The sequence below is a fragment of the Actinoplanes lutulentus genome (genome assembly GCF_003259845.1).
Taxonomy (GTDB): domain Bacteria; phylum Actinomycetota; class Actinomycetes; order Mycobacteriales; family Micromonosporaceae; genus Actinoplanes; species Actinoplanes lutulentus.
Map to the genome: position 1 here is coordinate 180,918 of NZ_QLMJ01000019.1, position 15,652 is coordinate 196,569.

Annotated in this window: 17 protein-coding genes; 4 read left to right on the forward strand and 13 right to left on the reverse strand. The window is 68.1% G+C overall.

Annotated elements, in window-relative coordinates:
- Positions 1-70: 70 nt before the first annotated feature.
- The gene (locus B0I29_RS34225) at positions 71-724 is read left to right on the forward strand and encodes a response regulator transcription factor (protein WP_111653271.1); all 654 of its coding nucleotides are present in this window, start codon (positions 71-73) and stop codon (positions 722-724) included.
- A 1-nt stretch (position 725) separates the two neighbouring features.
- Positions 726-1,778, forward strand: coding sequence for a sensor histidine kinase (locus tag B0I29_RS34230; RefSeq protein WP_245972965.1), 1,053 nt, complete (start codon positions 726-728; stop codon positions 1,776-1,778).
- 119 nt (positions 1,779-1,897) lie between these two features.
- Here B0I29_RS34230 and B0I29_RS34235 read toward each other — a convergent pair whose 3' ends face one another.
- From B0I29_RS34235 to B0I29_RS34255, 5 genes are all read right to left on the reverse strand, one after another.
- Positions 1,898-2,692 carry a hypothetical protein gene (locus B0I29_RS34235; protein ID WP_146616972.1) on the reverse strand — a complete coding sequence of 265 codons (795 nt, stop codon included), beginning with the start codon at positions 2,690-2,692 and terminating at the stop codon, positions 1,898-1,900.
- 476 nt (positions 2,693-3,168) lie between these two features.
- On the reverse strand, positions 3,169-3,504 hold the full coding sequence (locus tag B0I29_RS34240; RefSeq protein ID WP_111653273.1) for a DoxX family protein: 336 nt from the start codon (positions 3,502-3,504) through the stop codon (positions 3,169-3,171).
- Between the two features lie 63 nt (positions 3,505-3,567).
- The gene (locus tag B0I29_RS34245) at positions 3,568-4,209 is read right to left on the reverse strand and encodes a TetR/AcrR family transcriptional regulator (RefSeq protein ID WP_111653274.1); all 642 of its coding nucleotides are present in this window, start codon (positions 4,207-4,209) and stop codon (positions 3,568-3,570) included.
- Positions 4,210-4,251: 42 nt separating this feature from the next.
- On the reverse strand, positions 4,252-4,863 hold the full coding sequence (locus tag B0I29_RS34250; RefSeq protein WP_111653275.1) for a TetR/AcrR family transcriptional regulator: 612 nt from the start codon (positions 4,861-4,863) through the stop codon (positions 4,252-4,254).
- 47 nt (positions 4,864-4,910) lie between these two features.
- Positions 4,911-6,794: an acyl-CoA dehydrogenase family protein gene (locus tag B0I29_RS34255; protein WP_111653276.1), complete on the reverse strand. Its 1,884-nt coding sequence runs from the start codon at positions 6,792-6,794 to the stop codon at positions 4,911-4,913.
- A gap of 478 nt (positions 6,795-7,272) precedes the next feature.
- Between B0I29_RS34255 and B0I29_RS34265 the strand changes: the two genes are divergently transcribed.
- Entirely contained in the window at positions 7,273-7,695 is a 423-nt protein-coding gene (locus B0I29_RS34265; RefSeq protein WP_111653277.1) for a hypothetical protein, read from the forward strand.
- A gap of 380 nt (positions 7,696-8,075) precedes the next feature.
- On the opposite strand, the gene B0I29_RS34270 is transcribed toward B0I29_RS34265, so the two are convergent.
- Entirely contained in the window at positions 8,076-8,627 is a 552-nt protein-coding gene (locus B0I29_RS34270) for a TetR/AcrR family transcriptional regulator (protein ID WP_111653327.1), read from the reverse strand.
- Positions 8,628-8,712: 85 nt separating this feature from the next.
- On the opposite strand from B0I29_RS34270, the gene B0I29_RS34275 reads away from it, so the two are divergent.
- Positions 8,713-9,600 (forward strand): SDR family oxidoreductase, encoded by an 888-nt coding sequence (locus tag B0I29_RS34275; RefSeq protein ID WP_111653278.1) that lies wholly within the window; start codon positions 8,713-8,715, stop codon positions 9,598-9,600.
- Here B0I29_RS34275 and B0I29_RS34280 read toward each other — a convergent pair.
- From B0I29_RS34280 to B0I29_RS34305, 7 genes are all read right to left on the reverse strand, one after another.
- Positions 9,572-9,784, reverse strand: a complete 213-nt coding sequence (locus tag B0I29_RS34280) for a hypothetical protein (RefSeq protein ID WP_111653328.1) — start codon at positions 9,782-9,784, stop codon at positions 9,572-9,574. The two genes, B0I29_RS34275 and B0I29_RS34280, sit on opposite strands and share 29 nt — an antisense overlap.
- A gap of 53 nt (positions 9,785-9,837) precedes the next feature.
- Positions 9,838-10,467, reverse strand: a complete 630-nt coding sequence (locus tag B0I29_RS34285) for a response regulator transcription factor (RefSeq protein WP_111653279.1) — start codon at positions 10,465-10,467, stop codon at positions 9,838-9,840.
- Entirely contained in the window at positions 10,419-11,528 is a 1,110-nt protein-coding gene (locus tag B0I29_RS34290; protein ID WP_245972968.1) for a sensor histidine kinase, read from the reverse strand. Before B0I29_RS34290 ends, B0I29_RS34285 begins: the two co-directional genes overlap by 49 nt.
- 4 nt (positions 11,529-11,532) lie before the next feature.
- On the reverse strand, positions 11,533-12,270 hold the full coding sequence (locus B0I29_RS47085) for a fumarylacetoacetate hydrolase family protein (RefSeq protein ID WP_245972969.1): 738 nt from the start codon (positions 12,268-12,270) through the stop codon (positions 11,533-11,535).
- 284 nt (positions 12,271-12,554) lie between these two features.
- Positions 12,555-12,968, reverse strand: a complete 414-nt coding sequence (locus B0I29_RS34300; RefSeq protein ID WP_111653282.1) for a hypothetical protein — start codon at positions 12,966-12,968, stop codon at positions 12,555-12,557.
- The gene (locus B0I29_RS45360) at positions 12,965-13,144 is read right to left on the reverse strand and encodes a hypothetical protein (RefSeq protein ID WP_146616973.1); all 180 of its coding nucleotides are present in this window, start codon (positions 13,142-13,144) and stop codon (positions 12,965-12,967) included. Before B0I29_RS45360 ends, B0I29_RS34300 begins: the two co-directional genes overlap by 4 nt.
- 92 nt (positions 13,145-13,236) lie before the next feature.
- Positions 13,237-15,525: a hypothetical protein gene (locus B0I29_RS34305; protein ID WP_146616974.1), complete on the reverse strand. Its 2,289-nt coding sequence runs from the start codon at positions 15,523-15,525 to the stop codon at positions 13,237-13,239.
- Positions 15,526-15,652: the final 127 nt, after the last annotated feature.

The following is a 15,652-nucleotide window of genomic DNA, read 5'->3' on the forward strand; positions in this document are numbered from 1 at the left end:
TCGGACGGTCACGGCACGGTCCGCGAATCTGTGACCGCCGTGTGACCGCTGTGCCGATACGGTCGGACGCATGAGGGTGCTGGTGGCCGAGGATCAACGCGAACTCGCCGACTCGGTGGCACGGGTGCTGCGCCGCGAAGGCATGGCGGTCGACGTGGCCTACGACGGCACGTCAGCGCTGGAACGCACCACGGTCACCGATTACGACGTCATCGTCCTCGACCGGGACCTGCCCGGGACACACGGTGACGACGTCTGCCGCACGCTGGTCGCCGGGGACGCGACCGCACGGATCCTGATGCTCACCGCGTCCGGCACGATCGCCGAGCGGGTCGAGGGCCTCGGTCTCGGCGCCGACGATTACCTGCCCAAGCCTTTCGCGTACGCGGAACTGGTCGCCCGCATCCGCGCGGTGTCCCGCCGAGCGGGACCGACGACTCCCCCGATTTTGATCCACCGTGACCTGCGGCTCGACCCGGCGCTGCGGATCGCCACCCGGGCCGGTGAGCGGCTCGCGCTGACGCCCAAGGAGTTCGCCGTGCTGGAGCATCTGCTGGCCGGCCACGGCCGGGTCGTCTCCGCCGAGGAGCTGCTGGAACGGGTCTGGGACGAGGCTGCCGACCCGTTCACCACCACGGTGAAGGCGACGGTGAACCGGCTCCGGGCGAAACTCGGCGATCCCCCGCTGATCGAGACGGTCCCCCGCGCCGGATACCGGATCTGACGTGGTCTCGCACCGGCTCCGCCTGCGCCTGGCCCTGCTGCTCTGCCTCATGTCGGTGTTCTCCGGCACGGTTCTGCTGGTCCTCATGTGGGCGCTGCCCCGCACCTCGTCGATCGGCCGGCAGACGACGGTCGTGGGCGAATTCCATCCTGAGATGGCGGTCCCGATCGGCGACCCGGATCCCGATCTGACCCTGCCCGCCGTCGCTCTCGCGCTGCTCGCGGTGATCACGCTCGCCCTCGGCTGGGCCGTCGCCGGGCGGCTGCTGCACCCGGTCCGGACCATGACCGACCGGCTGCGGCACATCTCCGAACGCAACGTGCACGAACGCCTCTCGGTCACCGGCCCGCGCGACGAACTCAAGGACCTCGCGGACACCGTCGACGGCCTGCTCGGCCGGCTGGACCGGGCCTTCGACTCACAGAAACGGTTCGTCGCCAACGCCGCGCACGAGCTGCGCACCCCGCTCACGGTCGAGCACGCCCTGCTGGAAGAGCCACTGATCGACGCCAATGCGACAGTGGAGTCTTACCGGGAGAACTTCGAACGGCTCCTCGCCATCAGCGACCAGCGTGCCCGCCTGCTGGAGTCGCTGCTCACGCTCGCGAGCAGCGAGAACGGCCGGATCGCGGGCACACCGATCGATCTCGGCACTGTCCTCACGACGGTTCTCAACGACCGCGACACCTCAGGATTGCGGGTCACCACCAAGATCGCGCCGGCCTGGATCATCGGCGATCCCGCGCTGATCGAGCGTCTGGTCGCCAACCTGTGCGACAACGCCATCCATTACAACGTGCCGGGCGGCGCGATCGAGGCCGAAACCCGCCGCGGCTCGCTCGCCATCGCCAACACCGGCCCGTCCGTTCCGGCCGAGCAGGTGGACCGGCTCTTCGAGCCGTTCCACCGGTTGCATCGGGTCGCGGACGACGGCCACCAGGGCTTAGGGCTTTCGATCGTACGCGCGATCGCCACCGCCCACGAAGCGAAGACAACCGCTCGTCCCCGCCCGGACGGTGGCCTCAGCATCACCGTCACATTCCCCGTGGATTGACCGCCACCGGGTCGCTTGGTTCACGCTGGGCGCGACGATTTTCGGGGCGGTGGGCGTACCCATGGCATCGTGGAAGCTGGCACAGGCACATCGCCGGCGCAGGGCGACGGCCTGAACCATCATTTCCAGATGACCGGCTTGCCGACCGCGCCGCAGGTTCGGCCAAGCGCCCCGGTGAAGCGGATCTGCAGCTTCACGATCCCGGAGATGTCGAAATCCTTCAGCGTGTACGCCTCACCGAACACCAGCTCCTTCTCCACCAGCGTCTCGTCGGTCGCCACGTTGATCAGCTCAAGGGTGAGCGGGTGGTCCGGGCTGGTCGAGTTCTCGATGCCGAGGGTGGCGTCGAGCCGGGAGTACTGACCGTTGAGCACGAGGTTCACCCCGACCCATTCGTCGGCCGCGCAGCCGATCGTGCACTCGATCTTCCAGCCGGTGGTGAACGTCTTGTCGCCGATCGCGACCTTCTCGGCGAGGAACGTGCAGCGGCCCATCGAGCAGGCGTCCGGGCTGGCGACGATGTCGGTGTCCCGGCTGGAGCCGGAGAGCGCGACGGGTCGCGGGGTGGCTTTTGTCGCCTTCTTGGTGGTCGGGGCGGCCGCAGGCTCGTCCTCGGCCTCTGTTTCCTCGGGCGCTTTCGGGGTCGGGCTCTTACGCGGCTTCTTCGTCGAGGTGGCCGTCGGTTCGGCGTTTTCTCGGGGCTCGTCGGCTTCGCCCTGGTTTCCGGATTCTCCCTGATTTCCGGCTTCATCCCGGTCATCGGGGTCGGCCGACGGGTCCTGGCTGCTGGGCCACCAGCCGTGCTCGTTCGCGTAGGCGTGCAGGCTGGTGACGTCCGCGGTGAACCCGATGACCCCCGCGAGCAGGACCACGATCGCCCCGGCCGTCCACTTCTTCGCTGATTTGTCCGCCACCACAGCCCCTTGCGCCGGCCAGAAATCCGGGTGCCGAGTCTATGAGCAATGTGGACCCACCCCAGGTCACCCAAACGGCTGCTGATTACAGGGAGAACGGCCGGGCATGGCTCAAGCCGCACGCGTGCCGAACCAAAATCGAAACGGGCGGGCGGGCGGTTCGCGGTGTGCCGGGAAAATGCTGACATGGGTGAGTGGCGCGGTCGTGGACCTTGGAGTTGCCAGGGCGGGGCCGGCCAGCGCTTACTGTCGCTGACAGGACTCAAACACGACCACGAGCACCAGCCGAAAAATCCGTGGCGTTCAGCCGGGCACCGGCTGCACCCCACGGCTGCCGGCTGTCGCTTATGGCCACCACGGTGTACAGCCGGCCTGGAGGACTCGCGCTTGTGGCGGTGGCCGGTGAAGTCGCGAACCGCCGAGGCAGCCCTGGCGACACGCCCGACTGGAGTAGATCCTGGAGAGGGCGGGCCTGATCAGGTGAGGGTTATCAGGTAGGCGGAGAGCAGAGCCGCCGCCAGCACCGGCAGGATCGTGCCGAGGAGGCCGTCGCCGGAGAGCAGGTGCATCGCAGTCGCGCCGGTCATCAGGAGCAGCAGCACGATGGCCGACGCCACGCCGATTCCCGTGACGAACAGCCCGGCCAGCACGCCCAGCACCCCGAGCAGCTCCAGCGCCCCGATGGCGCGGAACTCCCCCGGCGAGAATCCCAGGCGGACCGCGGTGCTGCGGGTGTCGGGTACCGAGGTGACCTTGGCCGTTCCGGACACGCCGAACGCGCCCATCGTGAGTACCGCGAACGTGACCATCATGCGACCACCCCCATCACCACTAACCTGCACAGCTGCGTGCACGTTAGCTGTGACGGACAGCGATCACAATGCGCGTGCCTGCTGGATCACACCGTCGGCCTCGGTCGCCGGCACGCCCGCGGCGATCAGCACGGCTCGGGCGGCCCGGTCGCCGTCGTCGGTCCAGAGTTCGTCATTGACCGCCTGGAGCAGCGACAACGTGACCGCCTGGAGTGCGGCACTGAGCACCGGCAGCGGCAGATGGGTGGCGAACCGGCCCTCGTCGCGGCCCCGGATCAGCAGTTCGAGGCCCTGCTCGCGGATCGGCGCGAGCAGGTCACGCAGCCGGGCGCTGCCGAACTCGCTCTCCGCGAGGGAGATCAGCAGGCGGTACTGGTCGCCCGCGGTCCAGATCGTCAGCGAAAAATCCGCCATCGCGACGGCAGGATCAAGAGCAGATCTATCGGTACGCCGCAACGCGTCCAGCATGTCCGTCGCTGCCCGATCGCCGAGGCCGGTCAGCAGCTCGTCCCGATTGGGGAAGTGCGCGTAGACCGTGCGGCGCACGACACCTGCCGCGTGCGCGACGTCGTCCATGCTCGCGTTCGGGTTCGTGACCAGCAGGTTCCGAGCCGCAAGCAGGATGCGGTCCCGGTTCTCCGCAGCGTCCCGGCGCTGGCCACGCCGCTGCGGACCAGAAACAGCCGGCACCGCTTCGGTCGTCATGACGAGTCCTTCCTGAACAAACGGCCACCATACCGCCGCGGCTCAGTCACTGCCCGGCAGCAGGGCTGTCGCGCCCGCGAGATAAGCATCGGCACTCGTCTCCTCAAGCAGGAGCCGCTGCAACACGAAACCCTGCACCAGGCCGAGCATCGCCGTGCCCACCTGCTCCGGCAACACGTCGGGCGGCAGGTGACCGGCGGCCTGCCAGCGCCGGGCCACCTCGGCACAGTGCCCCCGCAGGCTGCGATAGACATCGCCGACCCGCTGATGCACCTCGGGATTACTCAGCGCCTCACCCCAGACCTGAACCGCCAGCCTGGTCAGATCGGTCTTCGTGATCGTGTCGTCGGCGGCTCGGGCGACGACCCCGCGCACCATCGCACTGACCGCCTCGGCGGGCGACGGCGACGCCCCGTCGACAAGAAGGCCGTCGAAGACCTCCTTGGCCTTCGACAACGCGATCTCGGCAACTGCCGAGATCAGCTCTTCCTTGCTGCGGAAGTACCGATAGACCGCTCCGGCGGACAGCCCGGACTCACTGATGATCCCGGCCATCGAGGTGGCGTGGAAGCCGTCGGCAGCGAACCGCCGCGCGGAGGCGGCCAGAATCTCGGCACGGCGACCGGCCAGGTACTCCTCGGTGACTCGGGGCATGCGCCAAATATAAAGCGAACGTTCGTTCGTGACAACAACCGCACACGTCACGGCGCCGGCGGGATCCGGCGACGGACGTCCGGAACCTCGGCCGGGCCGGCCTGCCACGCCGCCACCCACGCGTCAGACGACGGCGGAGAGACCACACCCTCCTCGACGAAGGCGTACCGCCCGCCGATGACCCGCGAAGCCGCCTCCGCATCAAGGCGATCCGTGTTGTCCCACAGCGCCGCGAACAACGCGTCCGCCCGCAACCGCGACTGCCGGCAGAACAGGTCCGCCAGCTCACGGCCCTCCGGGCGCCCCTCGGCACGCGCGCGGGCACACACCGCCGACATCGCGTAGAGCTCGGCGCCGATGTCCACGATCCGCCCGAGGAACGCCTGCTTGCGCTCCAGCCTGCCCTGCCACCGGGACATCGCGTAGAAGGTGGACCGGGCGAGTTTGCGCGAGGCACGTTCCGCGTACCGAAGATGGGCCGCAAGAGGGCCGAATTGCGCGTACCCATGGGGGTTCTGGCCCTGACCGACCGTGAGTGTCGGCAACCAGCGTGCGTAGAACGCGCCTGCTCGCGCCCCGGCGCGGGCCTTGCGGCCGAGGCCGGCTTCGGCGTCGATGATGTCGCCCGCGACGGCGAGATGCGCGTCGACGGCCTCGCGAGCGATCAGCAGGTGCATGATCTCGGTGGAGCCTTCGAAGATGCGGTTGATGCGCAGGTCACGGAGGATCTGTTCGGCTTCGGCGGTGCGTTCGCCGCGGGCCGCGAGGGAGTCGTTGGTCTCGTAACCGCGGCCGCCGCGGATCTGGATCAGCTCGTCGGCGACCTGCCAGGCCATCTCGCTGGCGAAGAGTTTGACGAGCGCGGCCTCGATCCGGATGTCGTTGCGGGCGTCATCGGCGATCACGCAGGAGAGATCCAGCATGGACTCCATGGCGTATGTCGTCGCCGCGATGAAGGCGATCTTCTTGGCGACCGCCTCGTGCTGCCCGACCGGCCGGCCCCATTGCACCCTTTCCGCCGACCATTCGCGGGCGATGGTGAGCGCGCGTTTCCCGGCGCCGACGCATATCGCCGGCAGCGACAGGCGACCGGTGTTCAGCGTGGTGAGCGCGATTTTCAGACCTTTTCCGGGCCCGCCGATCACGTTCTCCGACGGGACGAAGACGTCGTGGAACCGGGTGACGCTGTTCTCCAGACCGCGCAGGCCGAGGAATTCGTTGCGGCGCTCGACCGTGATGCCCGGCGCGTCACCTTCGACGACGAAAGCGGTGATGCCTTTCTCCGGCACCCGGGCCATCACCACGAGAAGCGTCGCGAGGGTGCCGTTTGTCGCCCACAGTTTCAGGCCGTTGAGGCGGAAACCGCCGTCGACCGGCTCGGCAACGGTACCGAGGCGCGCCGGGTCGGAACCCACGTCCGGCTCGGTGAGCAGGAACGCCGATACCTCGCCGGCCGCGAGCCGCGGCAGGAAGGCCTTTTTCTGCTCGGCACTGCCGAACATCTTCAACGGCTGCGGCACACCGATCGACTGATGCGCGGAAAGCAGCGCGGCCAGCGACGCGTTGACCGATCCGATCAGCGTGAGCGCCTTGCAGTAATGCAGATTCGACAGCCCGAGCCCGCCGTACTCCTTGTCGATTTTCATGCCGAAAGCACCAAGACGCGCGAGCCCGTGAAAAACCTCATCCGGGATGCGCGCGTCGCGCTCTATTTGTTGTCCATCCACTTGGGTACGCACGAACTCCCCAAGTCTCGCCAGGAACTCCTCGGCTTCCGGACTGGGTGGCGCATCCGGCCGGGGATCGATCAGGTCGAGCCGCAACCGGCCCAGAAACAGCTCTTTGCCGAAACTGGGCTGGCGCCACTCGGACTCGCGGGCGGCTTCAGCGGTCTGCCGCGCCTGCTTCTCGGAGACGTGCGTCGTGGACATGATGTGCCCTCCTGACCCCTTCGTCTCCGGCCACGGTACCGAGAATCGTTACCGCGAGGTAGCCACTCGACCGGCCCCGGGCTTGTTGTGGAGGGTCGTGCGGGCCCAGGGCATGCTGTCCTTGTTCAGATGGCGCACGTCTACCGGTTTCGTGCCAGCTGCCGTTTTCCCGCGAACCGAGAGCACTCGCGTCGCATCACAACTGAGGACTGACCCTCGGTGAACGAAAGGCAATGCGATGCGACGTACGATCTCGGTTTTCGGTATGGCGGCGGCGGTTCTCCTCGCGTCCGGGTGCACCTCTTCCCCGGAGCGGCTGGACGGCCAGGCCGCGCCGGTCGGAGCGGGTGGTTCCTCCCCTGCCTCCTCCCCCACTTCTGCGCCGTCGTCCCCGTCCCCGTCGTCGTCTTCGTCTTCGTCTCCGTCTCCTTCGTCTCCGTCTCCGTCTCCTTCGTCTTCGTCCTCGTCTTCGCGGCTCGTGTTCGGGCCGGCCGGGCTGGGCAAGCTCACGATCGGGATGACGGTCGCTCAGGCGAAGGCGACCGGGCTGATCACGAATTACGAAGGTGGATCATCGCCCGGTTGCGGCGCGTCGGTGCTCAAGGCTTCGCCGGACGCGGGTTCCGTCGTGCACTCGCCGGACCTCGGTGTCATCTCGATCCCTGCCTACGGCCGGCTCGCCACCCCGGAGGGCATCCGCATCGGCAGCACGCTGAAGCAGGTGAAGAGCGCCTACGACGACCTCCTCGCAGGCGGCGTCGACGACACACTGGACAGCGGCAACGGCCGCGCCTGGGCCACCGGGGACGATGGCGACAAGGTCCACTACCGCTTCCACTTCACCGACAGCAAGGTCGCCGAGCTGTTCCTAGAACACGACAACCAAAACTGCTACGAGTAACCGAACCGCCCACGCCCGGCCGCACCGGCCGCGATCTTGAGCGATTCTCCACCGCGGAGGGTAGAAAGTCGCTCAAGATCCGGCGGGGCCCAGCGGCCTGTGTCGAGTTCGGGCGCGGATCGGACCCCAATTCGACACGCAAGGACGACGTCCGGCACGCGTGTCGAGTAAGGGCCCACGCCGTCGCCGAGACCCCGTTGTCCCGGGCCGAGCCGTAGCTCAGATAGGTCATCGGGCCGGATGACCTATCTGTGCTACGGCTCGGCCAACACGGCCAACTCGGTCGACGTTGCGGTACATCCGGCGCAGCGCATCGTGCGTTCTGCTCATGCTTCCAGCATCGACCGCTATCACCCCCCGGCTTCCAGGTCGCCCCCTGTTCAGAGCAGGGCGCGCAGGCGATTCAGGATCTCGGTCTGGATCTCGGGGAAGGGGCGCTCCTCGCCGTCGGCGATCCAGGCCGCGAACGCCGTACGGAACACCGCCACCCCCGCCTCGGCTGCCAGCGCCGCGTCGACGGGGTCGATGCCGCGTTCGGTCAGCGCGCGGGTCAGCGCCACCGCGAGCAGCGACATCTTGAGCAGCTCGCGCTCCTGCAGGGCCACGTTGCCGACGATCACCGCTTGCCGGGCGCGGGACCACGGGCGGCGTTCGTCGGGAAAGAGCGACGCGGCACCGGCGAGCACCGCCGTGACCAGCTCCATCGGGGCGCCGGACGCCGGCAGGGCGGCCAGGAACACCCCTTCGAACGCGTTCTGGTCGAAGAACAGCACCTCACGCTTGTCCGCGAAGTGGCGGAAGAACGTGCGCTCGGTGACCCCGGCCGCTGCCGCGATCTCAGCGACCGTCGTTCCGTCGTACCCATGGCTCTGAAAAAGGGTGAGTGCCGCCTCCTTGAGGCGTTCCGCCGCGCCGCCCTGCCATCTCGCCATGATGCGCATCATAGTGATGTCAGAAGCTGACATCAGGGTGTAGCGTCATGTCAGTCACTGACATCATGGGTAAGGGAGGCACGCCATGCGCGTGTTCGTCACCGGAGCAAGCGGTTGGATCGGCTCGCACACCGTCGACGAGTTGCTGAGGGCAGGCCACGACGTGACCGGCCTGGCGCGGTCGGATGCCGCCGCGGCGGCTCTGCGGGGCAAGGGCGCCGCCGTGCTGCGCGGCGACCTCGACGATCTGGACGCCCTGCGGCGCGGCGCCACCGAGGCCGACGCCGTCGTCAACCTCGCCAACAAGCACGACTGGGCCAACCCGGCCGAGTCGAACCGGGCCGAGCGTGCCTCGGTCGAAGCCATCGCCGAAGCTCTCGCCGGCACGGACAAGCCGTTCGTTTTCGCGTCCGGGCTGGCCGCGCTCGCTCAGGGACGGCCGTCCACCGAGAACGACCCGTCGCCGTTCAGCGGGCTGGACTCGCCGCGCGGCGGTGCCGAGAACCGGGCGTTCGAGCTGGGTGTGCACGCGATCGCGGCACGCTTCGCGCCGACCGTGCACGGCACCGGCGACCACGGGTTCATCGCCATTCTGGTGGCCGCCGCCAAGCGCACCGGGTTCGCCGGTTACGTCGGCGACGGGTCGTCGGCGTGGTCCGCGGTGCACGTCGACGACGCGGCGCGGCTGGTCAGAATCGGTCTGGAGCAGGCACCGGCCGGCACCCGTCTGCACGCGGTCGCCGAGGAGGCGGTGCCGAGCCGGCAGATCGCCGAGGCGATCGGGCGGTCACTGGATCTGCCGGTGAAATCGGTCGCGCCTGACGACGCGGTGGAGCACTTCGGGTTCCTCGGGCGGTTCTTCGCCCTGGACATGAGCGCGTCGAGTGAGATCACCCGGGCGGCGTTCGGCTGGGAGCCGACCGGGCCGACGCTGGTCGAGGACATCATTGCGGGTGCTTATAAGAACGCGTAGCACGCCGGTAAGGCAGCACGAACAGATACAACCCCGAGAAGAAGAGCAGGGCCAGCGGCAGCAACGGCACATAGGAGATCCAGAGGATCGGATCCTCCTGCGCCAGAGCGACCGAAGTGATGACGACCGTCACCGTGAAGGCGATCGCGAGCCAGCGGTGAGCCTGCCGAATCCATTTGTTCATGCCGGTCACGCTATGAGAACCAGCGTGACCGGCGCTTCTCCGAAACTGACCGATCAGCCGAGGTATGTCAGCACCGCCAGGACCCGCCGGTTGTCATCGTCCGACGGCGGCATTCCGAGCTTCGTGAAAATGCTGTTGATGTGCTTGCTGACCGCTTTCTCGGTGATGAAGATGCGGCTCGCGATCGCCGCGTTCGACCGGCCCTCGGCCATCAGTCCGAGCACTTCCTGCTCCCGCGCCGTCAAACCATTGAGTGGCTGCCGGGCCAGGAGCTGGGCCACGACCTCGGGGTCCATCACGGTGCCGCCGGCGGCGACTCGGCGTACCGCGTCGACGAACTGCTCGACGTCCGCGATCCGGTCCTTGAGCAGATATCCGACGCCGCCGCTGCGATCGCCGAGCAGTTCACGGGCATAGAGCTGCTCGACATATTGAGAGAGCACCAGAACCGGCAGTCCGGGCAGTTCGGCGCGGGCCGCGATCGCCGCGCGCAGGCCCTCGTCGGTGAAGGTGGGCGGCAGCCGCACGTCGACGATGGCGACGTCGGGGCGGTTCGCGAGCAGAGCCGGGAGCAACGCGGGCCCGTTGTCGACCGCGGCCACCACCTCGCAGCCGAACGCGGTGAGCAGCCGGGTCAGTCCGTCGCGGAGGAGCGCGAGGTCTTCGGCGAGGACAACACGCACGGCAGCTCCATGTTCACGACGGTTGGTCCGCCCGGCGGGCTGGTGACCGACATTGTTCCATCGAAGGCGGCCAGCCTTCGTTGCACGCCGCGCATCCCCGAGCCGCCTTCCGGGTCGGCGCCGCCGTCGCCGTCGTCGCGGACGACCATGCTGATCAGGTCGTTCTCAAAACGCATCCCGACGCCGACATGCCGGGCGCCGCTGTGTTTGACCACGTTGGCCAGCATCTCGGCGACCGAGAAATAGGCGGCCGACTCGACCGGCGCGGGCATCCGGCAGGGCAGGTCCGCCTCCACGTCGACCGGCATCGGGAGGGTCAGCGCCAGCGCCGACACCGCGCCTTCGAGGCCGCGTTCGGACAGCACGGGCGGCAGGATGCCGCGTACCACCTGGCGCAGCTCGCCGAGGGCCTGCCCGCTCGCCTCCCTGGCCTCCACGAGCAGCCGATGCGCGGCGACCGGATCACGGTGGATCAGCGCCTCGGCCAGGCCGATGTTCATGCCGAGCGCGACGAGCCGGGCCTGCGCGCCGTCGTGCAGGTCGCGTTCGATCCGGCGCAGCTCGGCAGCCTGCGCGTCGACGGTGTCGGCGCGACTCACGGTCAGCGTCTCCACCCGCCGCCGCAACGCGGCCGCGGCGGTCGGTCCGAGCAGCAGCCGCGAGAAACGGAAGGCGATTCTTATCGGGTACGGCCCAGCGGCCAGCCCGACGATCCCCAGGACGCCCGTGATGATCGCCCCGGGCAGCAGCCACGAGAAGTCCCGCCAGGTCGCCGGATCGGCGATCACCATCCGGAACCGCCGCCACGAACCGAGCGGCGCGTCGACCGGAATTGATCGGTACGGCACGGCGATCGGCACACCGAACCGGGCACTGAACCGCCGCTCCAGATCGGCCCGGAACCGCACCGCGACGACAACGTGGGGCATCACCACAATCCCGATGCCGAGCACCGGGATGAGCAGCACCGACACGAGGCTCGCCACGAAGAGCGTGAGGTTGGCGGCGAGCGCCAGCACCGCGATCAGCAGGCCCGCGACGGTCTTCCGGATCCCTTCCACGGCCTCATTCTGGACAGGCCGCGCCAGCGGGGCCACCGCCGATCCGATTGGTGAGGGTGACCGGAGCGCCGGCGGCCAGATCGAGTTCGAGCCGGACCTCGTCACCCGGCCGCGGAAAACGGCCCATCTCCAGACCGCAGAGCCCCGGAATGGTCCCGCTGCCGAGCACATCACCGGGCAACAGCTGCTCACCGCTGGCCGCGTATTTGACCACCGCGCCCAGATCGAACATCGGACCTTTCGTCGTGCCTTCTCCCCAGGTCTCGCCGTTCACGACGACCCTTCCGGTGAGTTCACGCCAGCGCGGCAACACCTCGTCCGCGGTCACCACCACGGCCGACATCGCATTGGCGAACGTCTTCGCCTTGACCACCCCGCCGAACGTCCCGCGCCGCGTGTCGTCCCACTGCGTATCCCGCGCGGTCCAATCGTTGAGAACCACGAACCCACCGATCGCCGCCCGCCCCTGCGCGGCGTCGCAGTCCTTGACCGGCTTCGCGATGACGATCCCGAGCTCCAGCTCGAAATCAAGAACCCTCGCGAACGAAGGCCACTCCAGCGTCGCGCCGTCCGGGATCACCGACCGGTGATTTCCCATGTAGAACTGCGGATCCCGGTAATAGTTCGCCTTCGGCCGCATGGCCGGCAGCACATTGCCGGTAACCGATTCGAAGACCTTGGCGACCCGTCGCACCCCGGGCGACCCGAAAGCGGCGACCAGCCCCCGAGCCCCATTGACCATGTGCGATTCCCAAAGACCAAAACACCGCAGCGAAGCTGCTTCCATCGGCAGCCCGGCGGGTCCGCTCACGCTCTCTCTTCGGTACGGGTCAGCAAAGGCACCCTCAGCCTCCCGGACGGCCGCGCTCCCGCCCCCGAGAAAGCCCAGCAGATCCTTCCCGACAACCACCCAAGCCCCGGTCGCCGAATCCCACCCCACCACCCGCCCGTCCGCCACCCCAACCCGCACACGCAGCCCCTTCCCCTCACCAGATCAACGCACGAGTGGCGAGAAGGGCATCTCGCCTAGAGTGCCAGGAGAGACACTCTGTAGGCGCCATAAGCTTCGGGGATACGAGTAACGATCACGGCGCTCATGGCGGTCGCCTCGGCGACCATCTGGCCCACCATCAGTGGGCCGATCAGCGCGGGCTGCATCGGATGGTGTTCCAGGCGTGGTGCGGCGATCTCGCCGGCTTCGACCGCCCCGTTCCAGGTCAACTGCTGCTCGTGGATACCAGGGAAGCCGAACAGGTGATACCAGGTGCTGAGCGGAAGGCGCAATGCGGCCTGCGCCTCGGCGACCGCGAGAGCCGGCAGGGTCAGCATCACCTCACCGGCTGCCGCCACCTCCAGCAACATGGTCAGCGTTGGATCTCCGGCGAAGAACTCGACGACGGCCGACGCATCGAGAATATGCGGCGGCTGTGGTCCGGTCACGCGGATCGCTGCGAACGGTGAGCGATGATCTCCGCGAGGTCTCGGGCGGCGCGGGCCTGCTTCTCACGGAACTCGGCCACCTGTTCCCTCGTCCATGGGCCTGGTTTGGGGAGACCGAGTGCCTCGGCCAGGCGCACAACTTCGGGATGCGGCTCGATGAGGGCTTCCTCGTCCATGCGGCCCAGGTTAGCGAAGCGTCACCGAGTAGCGACACACACGAATGGGTGAGCGGCGGCACCGGGCTGGTGCCGCCGCTCGTTGGTGCTGGTCAGCTCACGAACGTGCGCCTGCGGCGGCGGGTCCAGAAGAGCAGGCCCGCGCCCATCGCGATCAGCAGGATCGCCACCGAGATCAGCACCGGCACCGGCACGCTGGAGCCGGTGATCGGCAGGCCGCCGGCGTTGTTGTCGCCGCCGGGAGTCGGCGTCGCGGTCGCGTCGCCATCGTCGTCGCCGTCACCGTCACCGGAACCCGAACCGGAACCGTCGTCGTCACCGGAACCGGACCCGGGGGCGGAGGACGGCGGGACCGTCGGCTTCGCGTCCGTGTTGCCGCCGAGCAGCAGGATCTCGTCGCTCTCGGCGTCGTCGGTCATCGTCTTCACCGACGTCTCCGTGCCGCGCGGCAGGTACTGGTGCTTCGCCGTGAACACCTGCTTGGTGACGTTCTTCTTCGGTGCCTTGGAGAAGTCGACGCCGCCCATCGTGTAGATGTAGACCTTGCCGCCGGCCTCCCACTCGAACTCGTAGTCACCCTCCTTGTACGACTTCAGGTACCGCTGCCAGGTCTCGTTGAAGTCCCACTTCTCGCCGCGGATCGGCCACTTCGCCACGTTGTCGCTGTTGATGATCGACCGGTAGTCGGTGGCCTTCTTCGCGTCCTGCAGGCGGATCCACTCGGCCGCGACCCGGGACGTGTAGACGCGGCGCAGGTCGGCGTACGCCGGATCGTTGTTGATGAGGCGCTCGACCTCGGGAACGATGAGTTCCTCGACCACTTCCTGGTTCTTCTTGATCTGCGCCTCGGTCGGCTTGCAGACGTCACCGGGCGGCTGCACGGTGAACTCCTGCGGCACCGAGCTGAGCTTCAGCGGCGCGTCCAGGATGTAGATGCCGCCGTCCTGCTCACGGACCTGCGCGGGCGCCGGCTCGATCCAGTTGCGGATGCTGTGCAGGCAGGGCAGCCCGTCGGTCAGCTGGGTGGCGTTCCAGAACTTCTTGCCGAGCGGCTTCGCCGGGTTCATCGCCTGCGCGAAGTCCTGCTTCATCTTCAGGTCGGCTTCGAGCAGCACCCGTCCGGCGTCGGTCTTGCCGAACTTGGTGTCCATGATCCGGTTGGGCTCGTCCGGGTTGAGGTTCACCCAGAACTTCTCCGGGGTGAGCGCGAGCCAGGTGAAGAACGAGTCGGAGATCAGCTGAGCTTTCTCCTCGCCGCCGTAACCCGGGTTCTCGTCGGGGTCGGGCATCTTCTTGGCGGAGAACGAGTAGTTCAGGCCTTCGCCCTTGGCGGGCGCGCCGACGAACCGCAGTTCCAGGGTGGAGAAGTCGACGCCGCCGGGGCCGCGCAGCCGCTGGCCGGTCGGGTCACCCTGCCGGATGCGCTCCATCTGCTGGCGCATCGTCTCGGGCGTCGGCTTCGACTGGTTGAGCATGTCGTTCAGGCCGCCGCGGGCGCCCTGGCCGGCCGACGAGGTCGGGTTCAGGAGCGGGTCGAACTTGGTGTACTGCCCGGGCGTGAACCGTGCGACCGGGGTGGACCGGTGCTCGTACGCCGTAACCCGGGACAGCCCTTCCGGAGTGTTGCCGACGGCCTTGCCGAGGTTCCGCAGCGCCGTTGTCGTCTTCTTCTCCTGCTCCTGGCCGAAGACGTACCGCAGCTTGTACTCGGCGAACCGGCTGTCCTTGAGCACCGTGCGGTCACCGGGGATCTGTCCACCCGAGTGCGCCCCACCGGACTTGAACTCGATGAACTCCTTGGTCTTCGTGTTCACCGCGTCGTACGTACGAATGACCTTGCCGTTGGTGTCTTTGATCTGGACTTCGCAGAGCCAGTGGTCGCCGACCATGTTGAAGTCGCGGGCGACCTTCTCGCCGAACGCGGCGCCGCGGGAGTTGCGGGCGGCGTTCTCGATGTAGGCGTCGTTGAGCCAGTCCTTGAACGTGCCGGTGTACGGGTTCGTGCTGCTCTGCCGCCGGTTGTAGCTGGCGTAGACCTTGCGCTTGTCGCCCTCTTGCCAGATGCCGGGGTCTTCACCGGCGTCCGCGATGTCCTTGGCCGTGGGCGCGGGCAGGTTGTCCATCGCCTGCCGCTGGTTCGTGTAGTCGTACGTGTCCCAGTCCGCCTTGACCCGGCTCGCGTCACCGACCGGAATCGTGTTCGGCTTCGACGGCGGCCCGGAGAGGTCGAATTTCTTGTCGCATCGCTGCCCGGTGAACGGCAGAGGCGCGGGAGCTGCGGCGACCGGCACGGCGCCGAACGCCAGCACGGCCGCGCAGACGGCGGCGGCCAGGCTGCGCATCAGCAGGCGCGCGCGCATCGCGGGTCTGGGGTTGCTCATGAGGATCCCCGTCCAGGGAGGCCCAGAAGACTTCGAAAGGCGAGCGAAACGCCGGATGCCTCCCCGTTTGTAGTCGTCTGGTTCCCGGCGCCTGTGGCACCATATGGAACGGGACCGTATCGGCGCA